General features: G+C 56.3%; 22 protein-coding genes and 1 tRNA gene. 17 read left to right on the top strand and 6 right to left on the bottom strand.

Annotation, left to right across the window (positions count from 1 at the left end; genetic code table 11):
* The first annotated feature begins 26 nt into the window (after positions 1-26).
* The 4 genes from HS103_03770 (at position 27) to HS103_03755 (ending at position 2875) form a co-directional block, all read left to right on the top strand.
* Complete coding sequence (locus tag HS103_03770; protein ID MBE7511920.1) at positions 27-704, top strand: ABC transporter ATP-binding protein; 678 nt, start codon at positions 27-29, stop codon at positions 702-704.
* Positions 701-1366, top strand: a complete 666-nt coding sequence (locus tag HS103_03765; GenBank protein ID MBE7511919.1) for a heme exporter protein CcmB — start codon at positions 701-703, stop codon at positions 1364-1366. Before HS103_03770 ends, HS103_03765 begins: the two co-directional genes overlap by 4 nt.
* 94 nt (positions 1367-1460) lie before the next feature.
* Complete coding sequence (locus tag HS103_03760) at positions 1461-2300, top strand: toll/interleukin-1 receptor domain-containing protein (GenBank protein ID MBE7511918.1); 840 nt, start codon at positions 1461-1463, stop codon at positions 2298-2300.
* An 11-nt stretch (positions 2301-2311) separates the two neighbouring features.
* Complete coding sequence (locus HS103_03755; protein ID MBE7511917.1) at positions 2312-2875, top strand: DinB family protein; 564 nt, start codon at positions 2312-2314, stop codon at positions 2873-2875.
* A 243-nt stretch (positions 2876-3118) separates the two neighbouring features.
* Here HS103_03755 and HS103_03750 read toward each other — a convergent pair.
* Positions 3119-3193, bottom strand: a tRNA-His gene (locus tag HS103_03750).
* A 313-nt stretch (positions 3194-3506) separates the two neighbouring features.
* Between HS103_03750 and HS103_03745 the strand changes: the two genes are divergently transcribed.
* The 11 genes from HS103_03745 (at position 3507) to HS103_03695 (ending at position 15056) form a co-directional block, all read left to right on the top strand.
* On the top strand, positions 3507-4511 hold the full coding sequence (locus HS103_03745) for a transcriptional regulator (protein MBE7511916.1): 1005 nt from the start codon (positions 3507-3509) through the stop codon (positions 4509-4511).
* Between the two features lie 5 nt (positions 4512-4516).
* Positions 4517-6991 (top strand): CRISPR-associated helicase Cas3', encoded by a 2475-nt coding sequence (gene cas3, locus HS103_03740; GenBank protein ID MBE7511915.1) that lies wholly within the window; start codon positions 4517-4519, stop codon positions 6989-6991.
* 541 nt (positions 6992-7532) lie between these two features.
* Entirely contained in the window at positions 7533-8864 is a 1332-nt protein-coding gene (locus HS103_03735; protein ID MBE7511914.1) for a hypothetical protein, read from the top strand.
* Positions 8864-9340 (top strand): hypothetical protein, encoded by a 477-nt coding sequence (locus tag HS103_03730; protein MBE7511913.1) that lies wholly within the window; start codon positions 8864-8866, stop codon positions 9338-9340. Before HS103_03735 ends, HS103_03730 begins: the two co-directional genes overlap by 1 nt.
* Positions 9341-9365: 25 nt before the next feature.
* Positions 9366-10370, top strand: coding sequence for a DevR family CRISPR-associated autoregulator (locus HS103_03725; GenBank protein ID MBE7511912.1), 1005 nt, complete (start codon positions 9366-9368; stop codon positions 10368-10370).
* 79 nt (positions 10371-10449) lie between these two features.
* On the top strand, positions 10450-11256 hold the full coding sequence (locus tag HS103_03720; GenBank protein ID MBE7511911.1) for a hypothetical protein: 807 nt from the start codon (positions 10450-10452) through the stop codon (positions 11254-11256).
* Positions 11257-11274: 18 nt separating this feature from the next.
* Positions 11275-12201, top strand: a complete 927-nt coding sequence (gene cas6, locus HS103_03715; protein ID MBE7511910.1) for a CRISPR system precrRNA processing endoribonuclease RAMP protein Cas6 — start codon at positions 11275-11277, stop codon at positions 12199-12201.
* A gap of 32 nt (positions 12202-12233) precedes the next feature.
* Entirely contained in the window at positions 12234-13259 is a 1026-nt protein-coding gene (cas1, locus tag HS103_03710; GenBank protein MBE7511909.1) for a CRISPR-associated endonuclease Cas1, read from the top strand.
* Positions 13260-13267: 8 nt separating this feature from the next.
* On the top strand, positions 13268-13552 hold the full coding sequence (cas2, locus tag HS103_03705; GenBank protein ID MBE7511908.1) for a CRISPR-associated endonuclease Cas2: 285 nt from the start codon (positions 13268-13270) through the stop codon (positions 13550-13552).
* Positions 13545-14147 (top strand): CRISPR-associated protein Cas4, encoded by a 603-nt coding sequence (cas4, locus tag HS103_03700; GenBank protein MBE7511907.1) that lies wholly within the window; start codon positions 13545-13547, stop codon positions 14145-14147. Before cas2 ends, cas4 begins: the two co-directional genes overlap by 8 nt.
* Before the next feature lie 411 nt (positions 14148-14558).
* The gene (locus tag HS103_03695) at positions 14559-15056 is read left to right on the top strand and encodes an FHA domain-containing protein (protein ID MBE7511906.1); all 498 of its coding nucleotides are present in this window, start codon (positions 14559-14561) and stop codon (positions 15054-15056) included.
* Between the two features lie 18 nt (positions 15057-15074).
* Here HS103_03695 and HS103_03690 read toward each other — a convergent pair whose 3' ends face one another.
* From HS103_03690 to secG, 5 genes are all read right to left on the bottom strand, one after another.
* Entirely contained in the window at positions 15075-16250 is a 1176-nt protein-coding gene (locus tag HS103_03690) for an SUMF1/EgtB/PvdO family nonheme iron enzyme (protein MBE7511905.1), read from the bottom strand.
* A 105-nt stretch (positions 16251-16355) separates the two neighbouring features.
* The gene (locus tag HS103_03685; protein MBE7511904.1) at positions 16356-17783 is read right to left on the bottom strand and encodes a hypothetical protein; all 1428 of its coding nucleotides are present in this window, start codon (positions 17781-17783) and stop codon (positions 16356-16358) included.
* A gap of 2 nt (positions 17784-17785) precedes the next feature.
* Complete coding sequence (locus HS103_03680) at positions 17786-19099, bottom strand: FtsW/RodA/SpoVE family cell cycle protein (protein ID MBE7511903.1); 1314 nt, start codon at positions 19097-19099, stop codon at positions 17786-17788.
* Between the two features lie 29 nt (positions 19100-19128).
* Positions 19129-20907: a hypothetical protein gene (locus HS103_03675; protein ID MBE7511902.1), complete on the bottom strand. Its 1779-nt coding sequence runs from the start codon at positions 20905-20907 to the stop codon at positions 19129-19131.
* A gap of 11 nt (positions 20908-20918) precedes the next feature.
* Positions 20919-21167 carry a preprotein translocase subunit SecG gene (secG, locus tag HS103_03670; GenBank protein MBE7511901.1) on the bottom strand — a complete coding sequence of 83 codons (249 nt, stop codon included), beginning with the start codon at positions 21165-21167 and terminating at the stop codon, positions 20919-20921.
* Between the two features lie 340 nt (positions 21168-21507).
* Between secG and mutM the strand changes: the two genes are divergently transcribed.
* Together mutM and HS103_03660 are read left to right on the top strand one after the other, a co-directional pair.
* Positions 21508-22404, top strand: coding sequence for a bifunctional DNA-formamidopyrimidine glycosylase/DNA-(apurinic or apyrimidinic site) lyase (gene mutM / locus HS103_03665; GenBank protein ID MBE7511900.1), 897 nt, complete (start codon positions 21508-21510; stop codon positions 22402-22404).
* Complete coding sequence (locus HS103_03660) at positions 22401-23468, top strand: hypothetical protein (GenBank protein ID MBE7511899.1); 1068 nt, start codon at positions 22401-22403, stop codon at positions 23466-23468. The genes mutM and HS103_03660 overlap by 4 nt, the downstream gene beginning before the upstream one ends.
* The last annotated feature ends 6 nt before the right edge of the window (positions 23469-23474 follow it).

Raw genomic sequence — 23474 nt, 5'->3', positions numbered from 1 at the left:
TCTCCAGCCTCATCTGCGCTGAAAATTTGACAAAAACGTTTGGCTGGCAGCGGGCGCTTCGTGAGGTCACCTTCACTGTTGGGCGTGGGGCGTGCCTTGCTCTCCTCGGCGCTAACGGGTCGGGAAAAACGACACTCATGCGCATCCTTGCTGGACTCTCCCGCCCTACCTCGGGAAAAGCGACGGTGGGCGGGTGGGCAATCCCGCAGGAAGCGGCGCATGTTCGCCCCAATATTGGGTTTATCGGGCATCAAACCCTTCTCTATGACGATCTCACTGCCCTTGAAAACCTTCTGTTTTATGCCACGCTATACGGTGTTCCTCGCTCGGATGCCGAACGCCGTGCGGCTGACCTCTTGGGGCGGGTGGGGTTGGGGCGACGGGCGACGGATCGTGCCGGAACATTCAGCCGAGGAATGGGGCAGCGTCTTGCCCTTGCCCGTGCGCTGATGCACGATCCCGCCGTGCTGCTCTTTGACGAACCGTATACCGGACTCGATCCCAGTGGGGCGGCATTCCTCGACACCTTGATTGCGGAATGGCGAGGGGCGGGCAAGACGATTCTTCTCACCCTGCATGATCTGACGCGGGCGGCAGCCCTTTGTGAAGGGGCGTTGATCCTAAAAAGTGGGCGTCTTGTGGCAGAAGTAGCCGCCGGGGGCATGATGACCCTTCCCGCACGCTTTGCCGAGGTAACAGGATGATTCGCGCCGCTTGGCAGATTGCCGCGAAAGACCTTCGGGCAGAGTTCCGCACTCGCAGCCTGATCACAGCCATGTCGCTGTTTGGTGTCTTGACAACGATGGTATTTTATTACACCTTTGAGGCACGCCCCGACGCCCGCCGTGCAGCAATCCCCGCCGTGTTATGGGTGACGGTGGTCTTTGCCAGCACGGTGGGGATTGGGCGCAGTTTAGCCCAAGAAGCCGATAAAGGGACGTTGGATGGGTTGCTGCTCTCGCCCATTCCCCGTCCGGCACTTTATTTTGGGAAGTTGATCACCGCCTGGCTGTTCACCGGCGTCGTCGCCGCTGTCGTTTCCTTGGCGCTCTTGTTCCTGTTCAATGCGAATCTCTTTCACCTCGGCTGGTGGGTGATGATCCTCATTGGCACACTCGGTTTTGCCGCGGTGGGGACACTGCTTGGCAGTATGGCGATTTATGCTCGCACCCGTGAGACGACACTGCCGATCATCGTCCTGCCCATCGCCCTGCCAGTAATCATCGCCGCGGTAAACGCTTCCAGCGCCATAGTTGAGGGGCTTCCCTTCAGTAGTTGGGCGTCGTGGGCGATCATGTTGGCGTCCCTTGATGGGCTTTTTTTACTGGCGGCTTATGGGCTGTTTGCTTATATTGTTGAAGAATGAGCGGCGCTTCCTTTCTCAATCCCTTCTCAGAGGGTGACTCTGCGGGTATTTTCGGCTAGAATTCCTCTACGGCAAACGCACGAAGGGGCTACGGATGAAGGTCTTCATCAGCTATGCGCGGGAGGATTTACAGTTCGTCCGCATTCTGGAGAAATATTTCGCCAGATATGAGGTCACTCTGTGGATTGATGTGAATAACATCACCACGAACAAAGGGTGGGACGATCAGGTAAAGGATGGGATGGATGCCAGCGATACGATGCTCCTCGTCCTCTCGCCGGCGGCGGTGGCATCAGAAAATGTCGCGAATGAATGGCACTATTTTGTTGAGAAAAAAAAGGACATTATCCCCCTCATTATTGCGGATTGTGACGTTCCCTTTCGTATTTCGCGCCGCCAGCGGGTGGATTTTCGTGGCGAGTTCAAATCGGCGTTCATCGAACTTGTGCGGCTGATGAAAATTACCGAAGAGATTGACTACAACATCACCGACATCATCCTTCCACCCCAGAATTACCGCCAGACGAAGCCAGTCAGCACAGCAGGGGAGGAGCTTCCCCTCCCCCGTACCGCCCCACTGCGACGCTCTCCCGCCGCGGTTGCCCCAGAAATTGCTGTTCGCTTGCTCCCTGTGATTTGGGGCGAGCATTACCACTGGTTCAATGGGATGCGTGGGTCAGGGGTTGCCGGCGAACTACTGATCAACAGCCGTGAGATCGCTCTGATTCCCCGCGCCGATCCGATGATTCTTATTCCGCTGGCAAATCTCGTCGATGTGAAAGAGTTGAAAGGGGTGGATAACCCGGTGAAAATCACCTATGTCGGTTTAGGTGGAGGCCTTGCTTCGCAGATTGTGATGAGCGCCCCACCAGAACGACGTAAAGAGATCAATGAAGAAATCGCCAGTAGCTTAAAGTATTTGAAAACACGCTGAGGACTCTCTGAATGATCATCGATCAAAAACCATTTAATGAACTCATTTTTGATGCCTTCACAAAAAAGATTACATGGCTAGAGGCATCCAGTCGTTACCCTCTGACAGATGTGATTGACACCTTTCGGAGCATCCGCGCTGCCTTTCGCCGCCTGCTGAATGGGCTGACCGATGCCCAAGTGGCATACATTGCACCCAACACGCCCACATGGTCTATCAGTGAGGCGGTGACTCATATTATTTATTCCCAGAATGGCTATTACAATCAACTGTTGGATAGCAGCGCCTCAGAACTCCCCCATATTGCAGAGGCGGCACAGGGGTTTGGCGAAGGGGCAAAGGTGGGTATCCCTGCGGAAGAACTCCGCCTAAGCCTGACCGCCGCCACAACGCGGATTGAATTTGCCTTTAGCCAGACATTGGGAAAGGCTGACCTGACCAAGACGACAACGAACACCTTGTTTGGGGAGGTCAACTATGCGGCATGGCTGCTCTTGATGTCTGCTCATGAGGTCGATCATTATCGTCAGGCGGCGGTGATGCGGCGCTTGGCGCGTGCGGCGTATCCTGCTTAGCGTGCGCAGTATCCCCTTTTCTGAGGGGATACGGGATACGATCAGGAAAATCAAATAGACGTTACGCAGTTGCCCTCCTTCCCCTACCCCCCTTCTCCCAGTGGGAGAAGGGGGAATCCATTTTTTTGAAGGGGCTTCCTCCTCAAACTTTCCCTTTCGATGAATACAGGGTAAACACGTTCAACTGCGTAAATCCTATCAAATCAAAAGGGGCGCTCTTGATAAAAAGAGCGCCCCTTTTGTTGGGGTGACTGGTGGGTTTCGAACCCACGTTCTTCTGGGCCACAACCAGACGTGATACCACTTCACCACAGCCACCATATACCGGGAAAGTATAGCACACCTTTCGGAAAAAAGGCTAGAGCGAATTTGCGAGGGGTGTGTCTAACATGGTGGGTTTGAGGGGCGTCGCCTCCCAAAAACTATCCCCCTTTTCCCAGACGTTGTGGAGGTTGGGGGAGTGTCGCCCCCTCACCCTTGTGGAGGAGAAGGAGGGAGAGGGTATATCCTCTCCACTGAACACATCCTTTGCGACCTCGCAGGGTGAAAAAAATTCGCGGGCAGTGTGTGCAATACTTGCACACTTTTCTTTTATCATAGAGGTATCCTTGATTTAGCGAGACATACATCTATGAGTCGAAGTTACACAAAAGCGCAGCGACTAAACGATATTCAACATATTCTTGTTAAACATCATCATGAAGGTACTACCAAAGAGGCAATCGCTGAACACTTTGGCGTAGATCGATCCACAATCCAACGGGACATTAGCGAATTGCAGGATAATGGCGTTCCTGTTTATGAAGTCAGGCATGGATACTTCGCGCTCGATCCGGCTTACTTACGCTACAACCTTGATTTTTCCAGCGCAGAGTCGTTGATTCTCTACCTTGCCGCTCGGCGTATGGCGCGGCAGGCATCCAATGCCATTGCCCCGATCCTCAATGCGCTGGATAAATTGGCAGACGGGCTGCGTAAACCGATGATGGAGGCGCTCCGCGAGGCGCTTGGCGAAACGGGCAAACGCCCCGCCGATCTCCAAAAAGAGACCCATTTTGAGGCGCTGACGAAAGGCTGGCTCAACAACCACTATGTGAAGATCGTCTATCGCGGGCTGCACAGCCTAAACGCGCACAGTTACCACCTTGCCCCCTATCTTTTTGAGCCATCTCCCTGGGGAGAAGGGACGTACATCGTGGGCTATGTCCGTGAGCGAGATGCCCTAATGACGCTCAAATTAGAGCGTGTGGAAAAAGCCACCACCACAAACGACCCCTTCACCATCCCAGACAGCTTCGATCAAAACACGCTCCTAAACCATGCCTGGGGGGTATGGATGGGCGAAGGTGATCCCGTCCGTGTGATCCTCCATTTCAGCCCACAAGTCATACGGCGCGTCCGCGAAAACCGCTGGCATCCAAGCGAGACGATCCGCGATCTCCCTAGCGGTGGATTGCAATGGAGCGCCGAGGTCAGCGAACCGAAAGAAATGCTCCCATGGATTCGAGGGTGGGGGGCGGATGTGGAAATCATTGAACCCCCATCCCTCCGTGAGGAACTGATGATTGATCTTAGACGGTTGAATTACATCTATGAAATTGAGTCGGATGTCGATGAATATGGGCTGCCGAGGTGAGAATCATGATGGATTTTGATCTTCTTCCTTTTCAGATTGCTGTTGGAAAAGCGATTTTGAGTGGCAAGAATGTTATTCTTCAAGCCCCTCCGGGCGCGGGAAAAACCTATGCCGCGCTCAAGCCGTTTTTCAATGCGCTGGAAAACAGCCGCCTCTTTCCGAAAAAATGCTTGTACGCCGTGCCGATGCGCGTGTTGGCAAACCAATTTGTGAGCGCATATGGTGATTTTTTAAAGAGTCCCACCATTCGCCTGACGAACCAACGAAGCAGCCGCGATCCCCTCGTGGATATTCAAACGGGCGAACAGCGGCGCGATCCGCGCTTGGAGGCGGCGCTCACCTTTGTGACGATTGATCAACTCCTCAGCAGTTTTCTCGGTGCGCCGTTCAGTTTGCCGCGCCGTTTGGCAAACCTGAACGCCGGGGCGGTGCTGTCCTCCTACCTTGTCTTGGACGAATTCCATCTTTATGACCCAGAATCGACCCTTCCAACGGCGTTGGAAATGCTGCGTATCGTGAACGGGGTTTGCCCGTTCATCCTCATGACGGCAACCTTCAGCACCCCGCTCTTGAACGATTTGGCGAAGGAATTGAACGCCACGGTGATCGGCGGGACGCCAGAAGACCATGCCGCATTCGCCGCTTTGCCCTCCCAACAAAAGACACGCCGTTATCATCCTCTCGATGAACCGCTCAGCGCAGAGCGTGTTTTAGCCACACACAAACGGCGAAGCATCGTCCTGTGTAATCAGGTGGAACGGGCGCAGGCGATGGCACACCTGATCAACCAGTCTGCCCCCGATGAGGTGCGCGTGATCCTCTTGCACAGCCGCTTTTTAGCAGAGGATCGCCGCCGGATAGAAGGCGATATTCGCCGCCATTTTGGGAAGCCCGCCGATGCCGAAACGGATTCATCGGGGAGCGTCATTTTGGTTGCCACACAGGTCATTGAGGTGGGATTGGATATCACCAGCGAGACGCTGCACACGGAACTCGCTCCGGCGAACGCGATCATCCAGCGGGCGGGGCGCTGCGCCCGCTATCAGGGCGAAGTGGGCGATGTCTATATCTACCGGTGGGCGCTTGATCCCGACGAGGGGGAAATCGATCTGAGCGAGAAGGTCAACCCGTATGCCGAACATAAAGAGGTTATTCGGCAAACGTGGGAGGCATTCGCGGCGCGAAATGGCGTCCTTGATTATGCCGGTGAGTTGGCGGTGATTAACCACGCTCACGGGAAGCAAGATGCGCAGATAAGCGGGCAGTTGAAGGCAAAGGGGTTGCCTCACCGTGAGCGGATGTTCGATGTGATGGTTGGTGGCGATTATGAAAAAGCACCGACGTTGATTCGGGAGATGTTCCAACAGAGAGTCGTTATTCATGATGATCCGAAGGCGCTTTTGGAACGTCTGCGGGCAAAGCGTCTTTCCCCTTACAGTTTGGATGGATTTGGGCTGCACATCGGCATAGCAGCGGGATATGTGAAAACGTGGCTGGCACAGAATTTGGCGGATGAGCCAGAATACCGCGTAGCAATGCTGGTGAGCCAGCCCGATCCCGACCAAGCGAACCGCACCGAATATACGGTGACGATGGTGAGCGGATCGCAGGAATTCGCTGGCGCAGCCATTTTGTTCGTTCACCCTGATCTCGCTGGCTATGACCCAGAAAGAGGATTTTTGCCCAACGAGGGACGCCCCTTTGAGCGCCCCGCTGAGCCGCCGCTTGGCGAGAACACCAATAAGCCCGATGACCCCTATGGCTACCGTCTGGAAACCTATGAGGCGCATATCGAGCGCGTTTACAGGGAATTTGAATCCCCTGTGTGGATAGAGGCAGCCTATGCCGCCGCTCAGATTGAAGCGAAATACCATCTTCCCAAAGGGCAAATCCAAACGATGGCAAAACTCGCCGTGATCCTTCACGACACAGGGAAATTAAACGTGAAATGGCAGGCGTGGGTGAAAGCGTGGCAGACCTTCATCGGGCTTACCGACGAGTACGAGCAAGGGGCGGCGTATGCCCATACGGATAATTACACCGCCGAACACCGCCGCCTTGATCGGGAATTTCGGACGGCGAAGCACGCAAGCCGCCCGCCCCATGCCGTTGAGGGGGCGGCTGCCGCGCTGTATATCCTCACGGAGGCGGTGGGGGATGACGAGACCTTGCTGGAGGTGCTTTTCACCGTGATTGCCCGCCACCACAGCCCCGATGCGGAGTCGCTTAGAGAGCCGTTCGATTTAGAGCAAGGGGCGACAAGGCGCACGGCGGGGCTGCTAGAAACCTATCTGCCCGATCTGCCGAATTTACGTAAGGCGGTGCGTTTTCCCACAAAGAAGGAACAAAAGGGCATTGAGAAGGACTTTATCACGCAGGAATGGAGGGAACTTCCCTACATGCTGACGATGCTGCTGTCGCGGGTACTGCGCCGCGCCGACCAGCGCGGGACACAAGTGGGGATAGTGAAGGAAGGGTAGGAAAAGGCAGGCTGCCGGGCAAGGAAAGCACCCTGCGAAGTAGCAGATTAATGTTCCAGTACCCTCGCATTCAGCCTGCACCGTGAGTATATCAAGAGTTGAATGAAAAGCGAAGGAGTTTGAGGGTTTCAGACTCCAGAGTTTTCCAATTGGATCTGTTGGATGGGTTGAGAAATTGACCCCCCTTGACAGATCTCAATAATTTCCCCATAATCCTCATCTCATAACTATGTGTCGAAGTAGCAGTTAATGGGTTGTAAAATTTTATGGGGAGAGAAATCACTGACTTGTTATACCGAATTCACAGACTCCGTCCTACTTTTAATGTTTCTTGGAATCTCGACCAAGTTCGCCTTGATGAATGGGAAGATTTCCTCAATGAGCAGTTGTCTCAAGGCTTCGGTGAAATCCGATCTTTTGCAGTTTGTCAGCGTACTCCATTGGAAGCAGTCATTTCATTAGAGGATGCCCAGAGAGAGTTCAAATATCTTCAAAATCATATCACTCATATGCCCGATTATGGACAGGAGGATGTAGAGCAATGAATTTTTACGTTGACAAGCAGAGCGGCGGATTCGCCAGCACCTTAGCTGCCTATGGATGGGCGGAGATTGTCGCCCGCATTGCCGCCAGACACTTCGGGGAGGAAGGGTATACGTTGCGCCTCCAAGACTGCGGCACATACCTGCTGATTGCCCTTTCGCCATCGCTGACGAAAGCCGATTTCGTCAATTTTCCCGACCCAATCCAGCCCGCACCCATACTGCGGACGAAGAAAAACCAAAGCACCTTGCCAGACCCAAGCGCCTATTGGCAGTTTGATTATGAAAAGGGCAAAACGGCAAATGAAGTCTATTTCGCCTTCCGAAAAGCGAATAAAGACGCCACCCCCGACCAAATGCCGCCGCCGCCCGATCCGTATTGGGATATCTATCGGGCGATCAATCCGGGGGGGCTGCCCGGCTACAACAACCTTCTGAAGGCGTGGCACACCGCAGCGCAAGCCGATCAGGGTGCGCTGTTAGGATTGCTTTTTGACCTGTTCAGCAGCTTTCCAAACGATCTCGATGGGGTATGGATGGTATGGAAGGCGCTCGATAAAGAACATGGTTGGAAAATCTCAGCAGGGGCAACGGCGCTCCAACTCTATAACCCCGATCAGGGGATGGGCGTGAACCGCGTCAAGATCGCCACAATCGCCCGGGGCAATGTCGATAATTTCTGGCTTTTGGAAGTCTTGAAGGCGACGGGCTTCTTTGGAGGGGCGATCACGCGGCTGGTGAAGGGTGGGAAAGACCGCAAAACCTACATCCTTGCCCCCCAGGATATTGATTACGCTGATCATCGGGCGATCATGGGGCGCTTTCGGGAGGCAATGCAGGTGAGCCGCCTCTCGATCACCTCCGATATTCTCGCCGCTGTTCTCTACAGCGAGGCGCTGATCAGCTATGCCGAACAACGGGTGAGCTTTAAGGACATGCTATTGAAAAAACGCCGCCCTCGCAATCTGGTGAGCGGCTTTCACACGGCGTTCTACAAAAGTTTGGGGAACTCCCCGGCGACGATGAACCTTGCCTTCATCGGGCTGCCAAGCTGGATCAGCGCAGCCGATAACGCATCCCTGCAAGCGGCAAAGGAGGCTTTGGATGAACTGAAACGATTGACCTATGGACTTGAGGAGAACACCGGCGATGGCTACAACCTGCTCTCCGCCCTGCGTGATTTTGTCTCCGGTGGCGAATTGAACCGCTTCTTTGACTTCACCACCGCTTACGCCAGCTATTGGATGGGGCGGCGCGAGCGCGGCAAATATGCCCACCAACTTTCCATCCAGTTTATAGAAACCGCTATTCTCGGATCACAGGAGGAATGATGACCACCCCGACATCGAATCAGGAAAAAGGGCTGCACTCGATTTTGAAGAATGAGGGCTTTAAGAACATTGCCGCCGCCATTCGGCAAAGCACCGTTAGCCCGCAATTTGCCAAAGCAAAAGAGTCGCGCCCACGCTATGACATTCGCTATGGGTTGAACCAAGGCTTGGCGCGGAAGGGGCGCTATCCCGATGAATTTGTGACCGCACTCAGTGAGTTCATCCATAAGTACAACGCCGAAAACGCCCAAGTTCTTGAGCGTTCGACAAAGGTTGGCAACCCCGAAGATAGGCGCTTTTTCCGGCGCGATGTAACGACGAGCGATCTGGAGGCGATCATCGCCTTGATTGATGAGTATGGCGCTCCGCTGATTGCCAATCTCTTGATCGCCTATGGCTATGCCCGCGTTGGTCCGGCTGGTGACGCCGATGCGCCGCCCGCCGAGAGCGACGATGTATCCGACCAAAACGACTAACCGAACCAGAAAGGAATCTTGAACCATGTCCGATAAAATATCAGTCTACAATCTGACCATCAGCGCCCGCGCCACGCTTGACCTGCACAGCCTGAACAACGAGGGCAGCGAAGGCAATCAGATTCAGACGCGGATGGTCAACATTGTTGCCCAAGATGGACGCCTCCATAACGTGAACGCCATCAGCGGGGATATGTGGAAACACATTCAGGCGGAACACCTTCACCGGCTGATCAGCGAACGGGGCGGCGTGCCGCTGTGCAAGGGCTGCCAAACCTTCAATGCCAACCGCATCAACGCCGACCCTGATTTCATTGAGTATGTAAAACGGGATAAAGTGTCTGATGTGGAAAAACTAAACCGCCTGCTCCAGATGTGTGGGATGGATGACATTGAGGGGATTCTCGTCACTGAGGGGAAAAACAGCCTCCCCCGCAAAAGCCTTGTAGAGTTTGGATGGGTGGTGGGCGTCCCCGAAGTGACGACGACGGACAGCTACTTCCATGTGAAATATGCCCGCGAGCGCGGACAGGGCAAACGCCAAGAGGACGCCGCCGCAACCGACAAGGAAGGCTCAAACCTCGGTCAGGCAATCTTCCACCGTCCGGCATCCTCAGGCGTTTATGCGGTGATTGTCGCGGTGGAGGCAGCGCGGATTGGCTTCAACGACATCAACCAGACCTATGCCATTGAGGAGGGGCAGCGCCAAACGCGCTACGAACGCCTGATGGAAAGCCTGCTCTACACCTTCCTTGAACCACGCGGGGCAATGCGCAGCACGCAAAGCCCCCATCTCCTCAATTTTGAAGGGGTGATCGCCATCAGCAGCGGGGCAACGCCCGCTCCGACAGTCAGCCCGCTGAAGGATGGCTATAAGACAGAGATTGAGGCGATTCGCCGTAACCTTGACCCCATTCGTCCCGATGTGGTTAAAACGGCGGAATTTAACTCGCTGGCGGAATTCACCGAGCAAATGTCGGGCTTGATTGGGAGTTCGTCGCCCTATACGCTGCGTTACAGCCACGCCTAAGGATACAAACATTAGGACATGCCGAGATGCCGATCATCTCGCCTCTCGGCGTGTTTATGGAGACAGAAAGGATCAACTCATGTGGATCGCTGCTGATTTTGAAGCGACGGCGCTCTTTTCCTTGAAACCCGCCACCAGCACATCGTCCGGCGGGAAAACGCTGCTGATCCCGACACCCTTTGCGGTGAAGATGGCGCTTTTGGACGTGATCTGCCGGACGGAGGGAGTTGCTGAAGGGGAACACCTGTGGCTGACCCTTGCCGGGGCAAACGTGGCAATCCGTCCGCCAGCGCGGATTGTCGTCAACAACACCTTTGCAAAGGTGTGGAAACTCCGCCGCACCGACACGTCCAAAAAAGAGAAGAAGGATGAAGAACCGATCACCGAGAGCATCGAAGACCCCTCCGAAGGGGATGAACAGGAAACGGTAGGGGGGGGGCGCAATGCGGGACCGTTGGGGGCGAGCATCGCCTACCGCGAATATGCCTATCTGGATGGGCTGTTTGGGATCGCCCTTGATCTGCCGTTTTCAGCCGCGCTGAGCGAAGAACGGGCTGCCCGCTGGCTTATTGGGATTCAATCCTTAGGCAAGCGTGGATCATTCGTCCAAGCCCAACATTATCCCACCTTTCAAGATACCCTTCCCGATGGTTACATTGTGCTGAATGGTGATTTTGGCGAGATGCTGCCGTTGAATCGGATCATTCAGCAGGTGGACGATACAAGCACGGAAACCACCTTTCAACGGGTGAACATCTATGCTGAAAACAAGGGGAAGGGAAAACTGGAATTGGGAACGCATCGTCTGCTGCGCCCCGTCTTACTGCCTTACAAGGTACGGCGGGCAAGCCGTTCCTTCACCTTTTACGAGCGCGTAGCGGACTAAGGAGGACTCATGGAGGGATTGACCATCTATCATCTCCGCTTCACAGTGGAGGCACGCGATCCGATCACCTTTGGCGAACAGCCCGGAGCGCAGTTACGCGGAGCGCTTTACGAGGCACTCTGTGCGCAAACAGGTCATGATCACAACCAGCACACACCAGAAAATGCCGATCACTGTCCGGTCTGTTGGCTCATGCTGCGCGAAGATGCCAATGCCCAACGCGGGAAGGATGTCCCTCGTGCCTTCACCCTCCGCCCGCCGCAGCAGGGCGATTTACGTCAGTACCCTTCTGGGATGCGCTTTCAGTTTGGTGTCACCTTTTTGGGGCAAGCCTTCACCTTGTTTCCCTATGTTGCCCTCGCTTTGCCAGAGATGGGAAGGAAGGGAATCGGCGCCACACGGGGGCGGTTTGATGTTCATGCCGTAGAAGGGGTAAACCTTCTCACCGATGCTTATGAAGTTCTGATGCAGCCCGGATACAACGCCGTGCGCCGCCCCCAATTGTGTGTCACAGCAGAACATATTGCCAACCATGTTGAATTCCTTGCCCCCAAACAGGTCACACTGCGCTTTCTGACGCCCACCCGCCTGATCGATGGGGGGGAGCCCGTGCGCACGCCAGCCTTTCGGGTGGTCATGGGGCGCTTGTTAGAACGGTTTGATCTCATTCAAGCGGCGTATGGCGGCAATACCATCCCCTCACCCTACGAATCGCTGCTGAGCGCTGCCGCAGAGGTGCGGCTGGTGAAGGACGATACCAAATGGCACACGATCTACAGCCATTCCACGCGAACGCACAGCAGCAGCCCGATCAGTGGGTTTACGGGCGCGTTAACCTATGAGGGGCATCTTGTCCCCTTCCTCCCCTACCTTTTTTGGGGGCAGTGCCTTCAGATTGGGAAGGATACGGTCAAAGGGAACGGGGTGATGCAGGTGGTGGTTTAAGAACATGGTGAGGCTAGGGGGTGAGGTGCAGCATGGCAATTGTGGAACATCTCGTGGTGGAAACGTATGGGGCGTTTATCAGCAAGCACAGCGAACGCCTGCGGGTGACGAAAGCCGATGAAAAGCTCTGCGAGGCGCCGCTCATGCACTTGCAATCGGTGTTGGTTGCCAGCAAGGGTGTGGGTATTTCATCGGATGTGATTGCTGAATGTGCCGAACGGGGAATCCCCATCTTTTTCTGCAACCCGTCGGGGCATACCTATGGGACGGTCTATGCGGCGGGTTTGGGCGGGACAATCCTCACCCGCCGGGAACAGCTTTACGCTTATGGTGATCAACGCGGGCGGGATGCGGCGTTGGCATTTGCCGCGGGGAAAATCGAAAACCAAGCGATCACCTTGCGCTATATGGCAAAGACGCGCAAAGAGAGCGCCCCCGATGCCTATGAGCAGCTTTGTCAGGCGGATATGGCGATTTTGGATCACCTTGCCAGTTTAGAACGCCTTGATGGAGAGACGGTGGAGGCTGTTCGGGAACGGCTTATGGCGGTGGAGGGGAGTGCCGCAAAAGCCTATTGGGGGGCGATTCGGGCGGTGATCCCCGCTGAATACAACTGGACAAGCCGCCAAACGCGAGGGGCTACCGATCCGGTAAACAGCCTTCTTAATTACGGCTATGGGATTCTCTACGGGAAGGTGGAGCAGGCGTTGGTTGTGGCAGGGCTTGATCCCTATGCCGGATTCATGCACGCAGACCGCCCTGGCAAACCTAGCCTTGTCCTCGATCTGATTGAAGAATTCCGCCAGACAGCAGTGGATCGCGTCGTTTTCGGTCTGGCGAACCGCCATTTCAAGGTAGATCAAGATGAGGGGGGGAATCTCAAACCAGAGATTTGCCGCAGCCTTGCTGAGAAGGTCTTGGCGCACTTGGATGCCGGGGTTCGCCATGAGGGAAAAAGTTACCCCCTGCGGATGGTAATTCAACAGCAAGCCCGAAAGCTGGCTGCCTTTCTGCGGCGCGAACGACCCCTTTATGAGCCATTCAAGGCGACATGGTGACACCCATGATGAACATTTTGTTGGTTTATGACATTACTGATGACAAGGCGCGGGCAAAGATTGCCGATACCTGCCTCGATTACGGGCTGGATCGGACGCAGTTCAGCGCCTTCATTGGGCGCTTGACACACACCCTTCAAGAGGAACTGTTCATGCGCTTGGAACGTGTTTTGCGCAAGAGCGGGGGCGGCGGAAAAATCCAATTGATTCCGATTTGTGCTAAGGATTGGGCGGCGCGAATGGAAATTGCTCAGGAAGGGGAACCCCGCCCAGAGGAAGCGTCTGATGGCTGAGACCGACCAAGAAGCACGGTTGTTCCGGGTAACGGATCTAAAGCAGTATCTCTATTGCCCACGTACCCATTATTACCATACCTGTCTGCCGGAGGTGCGCCCCACCACCGCAAAAATGGCGATGGGGAAAGAAGCGCACGAGGACGAGCCAAAGCGGGCAGTACGGCGTGAGTTGGAGGCAATGGACAGTGAGGGCGGGGTGCGCCACTTCAATGTCACTCTGATTGCCCCTAAGTTGGGTTTGAGTGGGAAGATTGACGAAGTGATTGAGGTAGCGACGCCAACGCGCACGCTGATCCCTGTAGATTACAAGCTGAGCCGGACGGCGGGGACGCACTTCAAGGCACAAGTGGCAGCTTATGGGATGATGTTAGAGGAAATCTTTGGTCTACCGGTGACGAAAGGATATCTCTACCTGATCACAGTGCGTCAAGCCGAATCGGTGGCAATTACAGGGGGGCTTCGCAACTCGGTGAAAAAAGCCCTCGAAACAATGCGTTGGATTGCCGATGGTGAACACATGCCCCCGCCAACGGATCAGGTGAATAAGTGCATCTCGTGCGAGTTCCGGCGGTTTTGTAATGATGTCGTTTAAGCGTTCGCAACTCCCCCCTCTTTTTGTACACGTGTTCACCCGTCCATGCCCGTTGAGGGTATGGAAAGATTGACGAAAACGGCAAAACGCATATACTCAATAACGTTTTCACCCTTTCACCTTCTAGGATTACTGAAATCACCGCAACCCAAAGGTGAAAACGAATCGACGCCTCTGGTTTCATCCGTTGATGCCCGCCGAGGGTAGTGAATGATGTTCATTGAAGAGTATTTATTGCAGTACCCTCACTGGTTGGGCTGCAACCAGCCTTCTTACAAGAAGGGCGGGCGTTGTTCGTTTACCCTTTAGATCACCACCGCCTAGCCCATCGGCAAGTATATCGTGATAAGCGGGGCTATCAACCACGAAGGGGTCAATCTCCTTGAAAAATGCTGTAAGCAAAGGGCAATCATGACGGACGCCACAAACCCCACAACCTTCAAATGTGTCAACTGCGGGGCGCCCTTCCTCATGGGCGAACTCGTGTGTGGAAACTGCGGCGCCCCCCTTGTCACCGGCGGGCGCACCCACAAAATGGAAGAAGTTGCCCCCCCAAAATCAGACCGTCTGGCGGGGGATGCCGGGGCGGGACAAAAGCCTATTTACCTTGAGATTAGTGGCGAGGTGATTCAACTTCCCCCAGGTGAGGAAGTCGTCATTGGGCGGCGGCATGGAACAGATACCCTTCAACCCACTGTTGATCTGTCCTCGTTTCGGGCTGAAGAATATGGCGTTTCGCGCCTCCATGTGCGCATCAAACGGAAGGGCGATCTGATCTACGTCATTGATTTGAACAGCACCAATGGAACATTCCTCAACGGGCGGAAATTGATCCCCAATGGGGAGCGTGTCCTGCGCGACAAAGATGACCTTAGCCTCGGAAAATTGCGAACGCGAGTGCGCTTTTAGAGCGCAGCGGTCTGTCGGTCATTCTTTGGCGGCGACGATGAGCCGCATCCCAATGGTTTGCGCTCGCGTACCGGGGTCATACCGCGCCCGATAGCCCGTGCGGGCGCTATCCGCTGAGTCGTAATAGGATCCGCCACGCGCTGCCCGTACCAATGTTCCACTCAAAATCATGCCCGCTGGATCACTGGGCGTATTTAAACACCACTCCCACACATTCCCCGCCATATCCAACGCCCCACAGGGGCTTTCGCCCATTGTCTTGTAGGTTTCAACCGCCGTCGGCTGCTTTCGCCCGCTCTCTGCTGTGTTGCATTTGGCGCGGTCAAACCCATTGCCATAGGGATAGATGAGTCCCTTCCCTCCCCCCGCCGCTAGCTGCCATTCCGCCTCGGTGGGAAGGCGAACCTCCCTCCCGCCCTCGTTCAGGTGGTGGGTCAGCCAGCGCGTATAGGCGACGGCTTCATACCACGAGAGGTTTGTGCGCGGAAGTTTTTCGCCTGCGAAGGCTGTCGGTTTTGCTTCCGGGTTGCGCTCTCGCCACAGTTTTGCCCCTGGGGAAAAATCCCACCACAGCGGATAACGGTAGCCATCGGCGGCGTTCTCAAAGCGCTGAAAATCGGCGTTCGTCACCAACAGGCGGGCAATGGCAAAGGCTTCGACGTTCAGCGTGTCGAGGGGGGTGATGCTGTAGACGGCGGATGCGCTGCTGCGCCCTTGTTCAATGGTCACTGTTCCGGTGTCAACAGACAGCCATACCGCACCGGGCAATTTTTCTGGGAAGTTCCCTATGGCGGGAATGATGGTGGGGTCGATGATGGGGAGGGCTGGCGGCGGCGCGGTGGGCGTCTGGCGGACAAGGGCAATGGCTGCCTCGGTAATTCCGGGTTGAAGTTTAGGGGCAAGCACCAAGAGCGCTTCCGTATCTGTTTTCCCAAACCAATTCTTAAACCCAAGCGCGGTCTTGACCAATTTCCAACAAGCGTACTCCCCATCAGGAAAGTCGTAACTGGCAACCTCGGTGAAGGTATTCACCACCCAATTGGCGGCATTGCCATCATAGGTAATCTGCGTCACTAAGGTATGGGCTGCGCCAAAGGCACTGGCAACAAGCATTCGGCGCGTGTCTTCGTCAGTCAATTTAGGGGCAAGGATCGTGCGCAGGGTGGTGAGGGTGGCGGGGTCAAGATCGCTCATCGGCGGAAATCCTCGATTCATGCCAGTGACGCATCGCAGTGGGGGAAAGTGTAGCACGAGTCCCAACGGATTGGGGAAGGCGGAACAGACACACCCCTAGATGAATTAGCGAAAGCCCGCCGCTGCAACGCGCACAGCCTCATCTACCTGATCCGATTCTTCAACGACGATAGCGATCACCCATGTGCGCCCATCGGGGCTTTCGCCAAACCCCAAAAACCACACTTGAGACGATGCACCGGTATAGGCAATGGCGGTGTGGGCATGATCGACGCCCGCTTGGGGTGGCATTGCCGCCCGCACCCCCCCCGCCGCCGCCGCGGTAATTACTGCCGTCTCAAGCGGGAGCGGCGTCAGGCTGTAGGGTGACGGTGCTTCGCCATAACGGGTAATATCTGCTGTCGCATCGCGTTCGGGGGGATAGACGGCTGTCACCAGATAGGGGGTTAGCGCCGCCCCATCTTGGGCAAGAATGGCAGTGGCAAGCGCCATTTGAAGCGGCGTCACCGTGAGCGCCCCTTGCCCAACAACCTCGCGCTGAAGGCGCAGAGGGTCACCGAGTTCACCCCACACGGCGGGAATACGCCCACTGGCAGTTGGCAGCCGAGAGAGGCTTGGCGTTTGGGTCAGCCCCATGTTGGTGAGCGTCGCCCAAACCTCATCGGCACGCTCCCAATCGGCGGCAAAGGCGGCGGCAAACGGGGTGGGACACCCATAGCGAAGCGCCTGATCAAGCGTTTCTAAAGGGGTGGGGGGAACACTCAGACACGCCAGACGAAGCGCCCCAATCGTCAGTGTGGCGGAGGGATCGCCCGCCTCAGTTGGAATGGGTGGCGGCGCTGGATCAGCGTTTAGAAGGGCGGCGAGGATCAACGGCTGAAGCGCCCCCCCGGGTTGGTAATCGCCTTGCAGCGCCCGATTCAGAAGGGGCGCGGCGGGGTCTTTTGCCAATGTCTCAAAGGTGTTTTCCAACACAGACGGGTCAACGCCCGGCACAGTAACCAGCGCACGTACCGCCCCACTGGGAAGTTCAATGACAACAGCAGCGCCATGCCTGCTGCCAAAGGCGGCATAAAGACGACGCTGAAGGTCAGCATCGAGCGTGAGCTGGAGGGACGCGCCGTGCGGTGGTTGGTGGAAAAATTCCCCCCAAAAGCGATCCGATTCCGCCCGCCCTAGCGTTCCGCGCAGTTCGGGGTCAAAAGCAGCTTCGATTCCCCCCACCCCATAGCGCAGACTGGCGTAGCCAATCACCGCAAAGGGCTGCGGGGTGGGGCTGTAGCTGCGGACAAAAACGGGCAGCCCAGAAGGGGAAACGCCCACTTCATCTGACCAAGCAAGGCGCTCTCCGGCGCGATCATAGATTGCCCCCCGCCCAATTGCCCGTTCTGCCTCTACCCGACGGGGGTTATCCTCACGGTTGAGCAGATCGGGGGCAAAAACACCCCAATAGGTCAAACTAAAGGCGATGATCCCAAAAGCGATGAGCAGCGCGGCAGCAATTCCCATCAGGCGATGGTTCATAGGCGGCACGGTCAGACCTCCGCGCTCAGGACGAGCAGCAGCCCAATCATCACAAAACTAATCAGAAGGGAACTTCCCCCGTAGCTTAAAAAGGGGAGAGTGACGCCCGTGAGCGGGATCACCTTCAAAATACCCCCTAAAATTAAGATGCTTTGGATACCGATCATCAGGCTGATGCCAGCGGCAAGATAGGCGCGGAAGGGTCGTCCACTGTGCAGCATGGCAAGGCGCAGCCCACGCAAGACGAGGAAGGCGATCAACATAACCACTGCCAATCCGCCGATCAACCCCCATTCTTCCGCCACCGCTGCAAAGATAAAATCGGAGTGGACAACGGGGACATAGGTGGGCGAGCCATGCCCCGCCCCCTGACCAAACAAGCCGCCAGATGCCACCGCCATAAGGCTTTGGACAATCTGAAAGGCGTCCCCTCGTGGGTCGCGCCAGGGGTTAAGCCAGATATCAATCCGCAACCGGACGAGATCAACGGCAAGGTAGGCAATCATCCCGACAATGGCAAACAACCCCAACCCACCGACGAGAAGGGTCGCCCGCCCCTGAGCCAAGTAGAGCATAGCGAGGAACACAAGGAAGAAAAGCGCCGCCGTGCCAAGATCGCGCTGCCAAATAAGAATGACGACGCTGATTCCCCACATCAGGGCGAGGGGGGCAAAAAAGCGGGCAAGCCACACCAATGAACGGGGTTCTCCGGCCGCCGCCCGCCCGCTCCCAAGCGTATAGAGGCGGTGTTCAGCAAAGTAGCTGGCAATGAACACGACAAGGATAATCTTCAACAGTTCAGAGGGTTGGAAAAATACGCCCTCCACGCCCAGCCACAAGCGCGGGCCGTGGTCGGTGGGGTTACGTCCGGCGATGATCGTCACGGCAAGGAGCGCCAACCCACCGCCCAACCAGAGGTAGCGATAGCCGCTTAACCAGCGGAGGTCGGCAGAGAGTGCAGTCACAAGGAGGAGCATCCCCACAGCAACGATCAGCCAGAGGGTCTGCCGCCCCGAAAAGACAGGGGCAACGCGCTCCAAAAGGGCAAGACTCCACCCACTAAGGAGCATGACAACAGGAAAAAGGTAGGGGTCGCGGTGGGGAAGGCGGCGGTTGAGGAAGCGCGTCCCCAACAGGGCGGCAGCCAGCCACACGGCGAATGTCCAAAGTTCGCCCGGCGGCAGACGGCGGGCGAGGGTTGTTCCCACATGGGCAACCCCTACAAAGAAGGCGGCGAGAATCAACAGCAACCGTTCCCGCCGCGTGACTAAATCGGCGTGATCGATGCTGTCGGGAAGGGGCAGCGCAAATGTCCGGGTGTGCATCAGTCGCCCTTCTTTGTGTTCGGTGCCGTTTAGCGGGAGGGGGCGATTACCCACTCACGAAGGGTTCGGAAACGATCCCCTGGCTGGCTGAGAAAGCCAAGCTGTACGCCGGAAAGAAGGGTATCTACCCCGTAATAGGTCACCGGAAAATAGATCACCAACGCCGAGGCGCGGTCACAAAAGGTTTGTTGGAAACGACGGTAGACATCGACACGCACGGCGCCCGTTGCCATGCGCCCTTCCTCCACCAGTTCAGCAATCAGCCGATCACTCAAGCCGCCAAAGTTCAACCCCCCTTCGCTAGGCATTTGCCGCCACAAGCTGTAAGGGTCGGGATCGGCGCTAGGGGCAAGGTTCAGTTCAACAAGAGCCGCATCGAAACTGCCCGCGATCAACCGTTCCCGAAAGGTGGTCGCGTCCACCACGACAAGATCAACGCGAATACTCAAGCGTTCGCGCCAGCCATCGCTCATTGCCTGTGCCAGGGCTGCCAACCCCGCATCATTCGGGACAAGCAGTTCAAAGCGGTATTCAGAGGGTGTTACGCCGGTATTTGGATCGGGCGGCGGCGTAATCTGGACAAGAGACAGGGAATCGCGGGCGGCGCTTGGGCTATCCGGGTTATAGGTAGGGCAGTTCGCCCCCGGCGCATATGCCCATGAGTTGGGCAAAATAGGGCTATCGGCAACAATTGCCCGATCTTTCAGATAATTCGTCACCAGCGTTTGGCGATCTGTTGCCAATGCCAACGCCCGACGCATCCGTTGATCGCGGAAAAACGCTACCGAATCACGAGTGTAGTTGTAAATTACCGCCCCTAGCGCGGGACGGTAGGCGGCAAGCGGCAACAGCGGCAAACTGCTGATCTGGTTGACCACGCTTGAGGGAATGTCACTGATGGTCAGAACGTCCCCGCGACTGTAGGCAGCAATGGCATCCTCCCACGTGGGGTAACAACGCAGCGTGATCGTCGTCACGCTGTAGCCTGATGCGCCTTCGGGACGCGCCGTGTGGGTCGTCGCCCGCCGCAAGCGCAATCCGGTAAGCCGTGTGCCATCGCCAATCAATCCATCGAATTGATAGGCGCCCGTCCCAATCGGGGCAAGGTTAAAGGGGTGCGTGCGCAGCGCCTCGCCGCTTGTCCCGCGCAAGGCGTGTTCGGGCAAGATTCCAATCCGCAAATAATCTAAAAATATCCCTAGCGGTTGTGCCAACGTAAAACGTACCGTGTAGGGATCGAGGACATCAAGTTCCACCGTCCGCCAAAAGGTATAGAGTTCGGCGGCGCCGGGGAAGGCAGGGTCTTGCATCAGGGCAATGGTATAAGCGACATCATCGGCACTGAACGGCTCGCCATCCTGCCAGCGGACATCTTGGCGAAGGCGGATCACATAGGTAAGCCCATCGCCGGAGATACGCGGCGTCTCCGCTGCGAGGAGGGGAATGGGCGCTCCATAGGGATCAAGGGTCATTAGCCCTTCAAAAATGAGCGCGGCGGCGTCTCTATCGGCAGCATTATAGCCAGCCAAGAGCGGATTCACCTTGAGAAAACAGGTGGGGGTGATCACTGCTTCATTGAGCGTCGTCGTGTCCACCGGACGGGGAGGGAGCGTGGGCGCCGGGGTGAAGGTTGGGGCGGCGGTGGGGGTGGGTGGAATGGCGGCGATGATCGTCACCGCACTGGTGACCCGCCGTGTAGGGGTAAGCGTCACCGATGGGGTCTCGGCGGGGCGTGTGAGAACAACCACGCCGAGAAGGATGAGCGAAAACAGCAGTGCCGCAAGGGGCAGGCGGTTGCCTTGTCGCATGTAGAGTGTGGTTAGTTCTGAAGCATCAGGCGAATAATCGCCACAATGAGGAACACCCCGGCAAGAAAAATCGTGATCTGAAAGAGCGTTTTCTCCAAACCACGCCGTGTTTTGGCAATGCCCAAACCGGTGTCCCCGCCGCCGAGCAAATTACCGATCCCGCTCCCTTTTGCCTGAAGGATGATCACCACCACCAACCCTATCGAGACAAGGACTTGAATCATGTTTAGGGCGGTAATTAAGGTCGCATTTTGAGTCATTGGTTAGGTCTCGAATGTTCGTGTTTACCAACCGAGCCATAATAGCCCAAGAGCGGAGGGGAATCAAGAGTCAGCGAGTCGGCTTTCTACAGATACTCATCCTCACAGGCATCCTACAGCATTTTTCAACGAGATTGACCCCTCAGTGATTGACTGTCCCGCTTATCACGATAGACTTACCGATGGGCAGGCGGTGGTGATCAAGGGCAAACGAACGACGCCCGTCCTTCTTGTAAGAAGGCTGGTTGCCGTCCAGCCAGTGAGGGTACGGCATGTAATAACAGATGTTGACACCTTTTGGACAATCGCCTTCCCCCTCCCCCGTGCTACAATTGGGGTTATGCCAGAATTACCTGAAGTCGAAACTGTTGTACGGGTGCTGCGCCCAATGCTGGTGGGGCGAACGATCCAAACCGCCTCTTTTCCCCGCCCTACCCGCAGCATGACGAACCTCCCCCACGAGGCAATGGCAAGCCGCATTGTCGGGCAAAGCGTTCAAGCCGTGGAACGGCGGGCAAAATATCTCCTCTTTCGGTTGGATCGGGATACGCTGATTGTCCATCTGAAGATGACTGGGCATTTGTATGTTGTGCCAGTGGGGGAGATGAATCCCTTTGATCGCTGGCTGCGCGTGCATTTCCCCTTGGATGATGGGCGGGAACTGCGCTTTTCGGACTCGCGGCGTTTTGGGCGGGTCTATCTGTGCGGCGATCCTGCCGAAGTCTTGCCCGATTTGGGTCCCGAACCGTTAGAAGATTCCTTTACGGCGGCGGCGTTCCAAGCACGGCTAAACGGGCGCAGCGGCGTTCTAAAAGCGCTCTTGCTTGATCAATCGTTCATCGCTGGAGTCGGCAACATCTATGCCGACGAAGCCTTGCACCAAGCGCGGCTGCACCCTCTGCGTAAAGCAGACAGCCTTAGTACCAAAGAAAGCACCGCACTGCACAGCGCGATCCGCGCTGTGTTGAACGCCGGCATTGCCCACAACGGGGCAACCATCGGGTGGTATCGTGACCCGCAAGGCGCGGCGGGGGAAATGCAGAATCATTTTAAGGTGTATCGGGCGCGGGGGAACGAACACCTTCCCTGCCCTGATTGTGGGACGCCAATCACCACGATCCGCGTTGGTGGGCGAGGAACGCACTTCTGCCCAACCTGCCAACCCGCGCCGAAGGACACCCACCCCAAGAAAGCGGTAAAAGCAGCAAAGGTAAAGGGAGGAGAAAACGTACCGTGAGCGGCTCAGGCGATTTCGATTTTTTGCAGCAAATTCCGCTGCCCATTTTGATTGCTCCGGTAGTCTTTGGAGTGCTTTATATTTTTGCCATGACGCTTGTCTTTCGTCGTGCCGCCGAACGCCGCCGCCGCGCCCGTGCCGAGCGAATGGGCTTGCCCTATAGCCCACCAAGCAAACCGAGCGGGCTGCGTCCGCCGCATGTCGCCCCCTCGCCCATTCCGGCGCAACCCCGCGAAACAAAGCGCGGTGGGGGCATGTTGAACGCATTACGGGCAGCACTCCCATCCCCCGGCGAGATGCTCGCGCCCCTTCCCGAACCCGATCTTGATCTCTTGTTGGGGGTGGGGACGCCAATCCCCCCCCTTCACACAGATTCAGAAGGGCATCGAGAAGAAACGTTTATCGAAGCGGAAATTCTCGCCACGCCGCCCCCACCCGCCTCTGTACCAGCCATTTCACAGGAAAGGACAATTCCTATGCCCGCTGAGCCGACGATGAGTGACCTCGGTGATTCCGTAGAGGTGATGCGCCTATGGCGCGACCTCAACGACGGAAGTTTGATCATTCAAATGGGCGGGACACACTACCGTGCCGCTGGCGAGATTCGCAACCCTGACTTGCAACGGCGGTTCAACACGATTCTGCGCGAACTTCTCGCCATGAGCGAGGGATTCCCCCCCTCGCCCTCCATTGGTGGGGGGGGACGCCCCGCCCTAGAAATGCCTGATGCAAGCAGCGGGCTGCCCGGAAGCATGAAAACGCGCACCGCAACCTATGAGGCGGCGGAGAGCAAACCCAAACGAAGTGTGTTTGGACGGCGGGGAACAACCGCCGAGCCGGAAAGTCCGGCTGGTATTGCCGAGGCGGTTGAAGAATTCCTTCAGTTTAAGCTCTTGGCGCACCCTGAGTTTGCCGTGCGCAGCATCCACATTCGCCCCTCGCACGATCAAGGCGTGATCATTGAGGTTGACGGGCATTACTACGAAAGTATTGGCGATATTGTTGACCCCGATGTACGGGAATTCCTCGCCGCGATGATGCGCGAATGGGAAGCACGGCACTAAGCGACA

This window comes from Anaerolineales bacterium, assembly GCA_015075625.1.
Taxonomy (GTDB): Bacteria; Chloroflexota; Anaerolineae; order Aggregatilineales; family UBA2796; genus UBA2796.
This window is presented reverse-complemented; position numbering and strand designations above follow the sequence as displayed.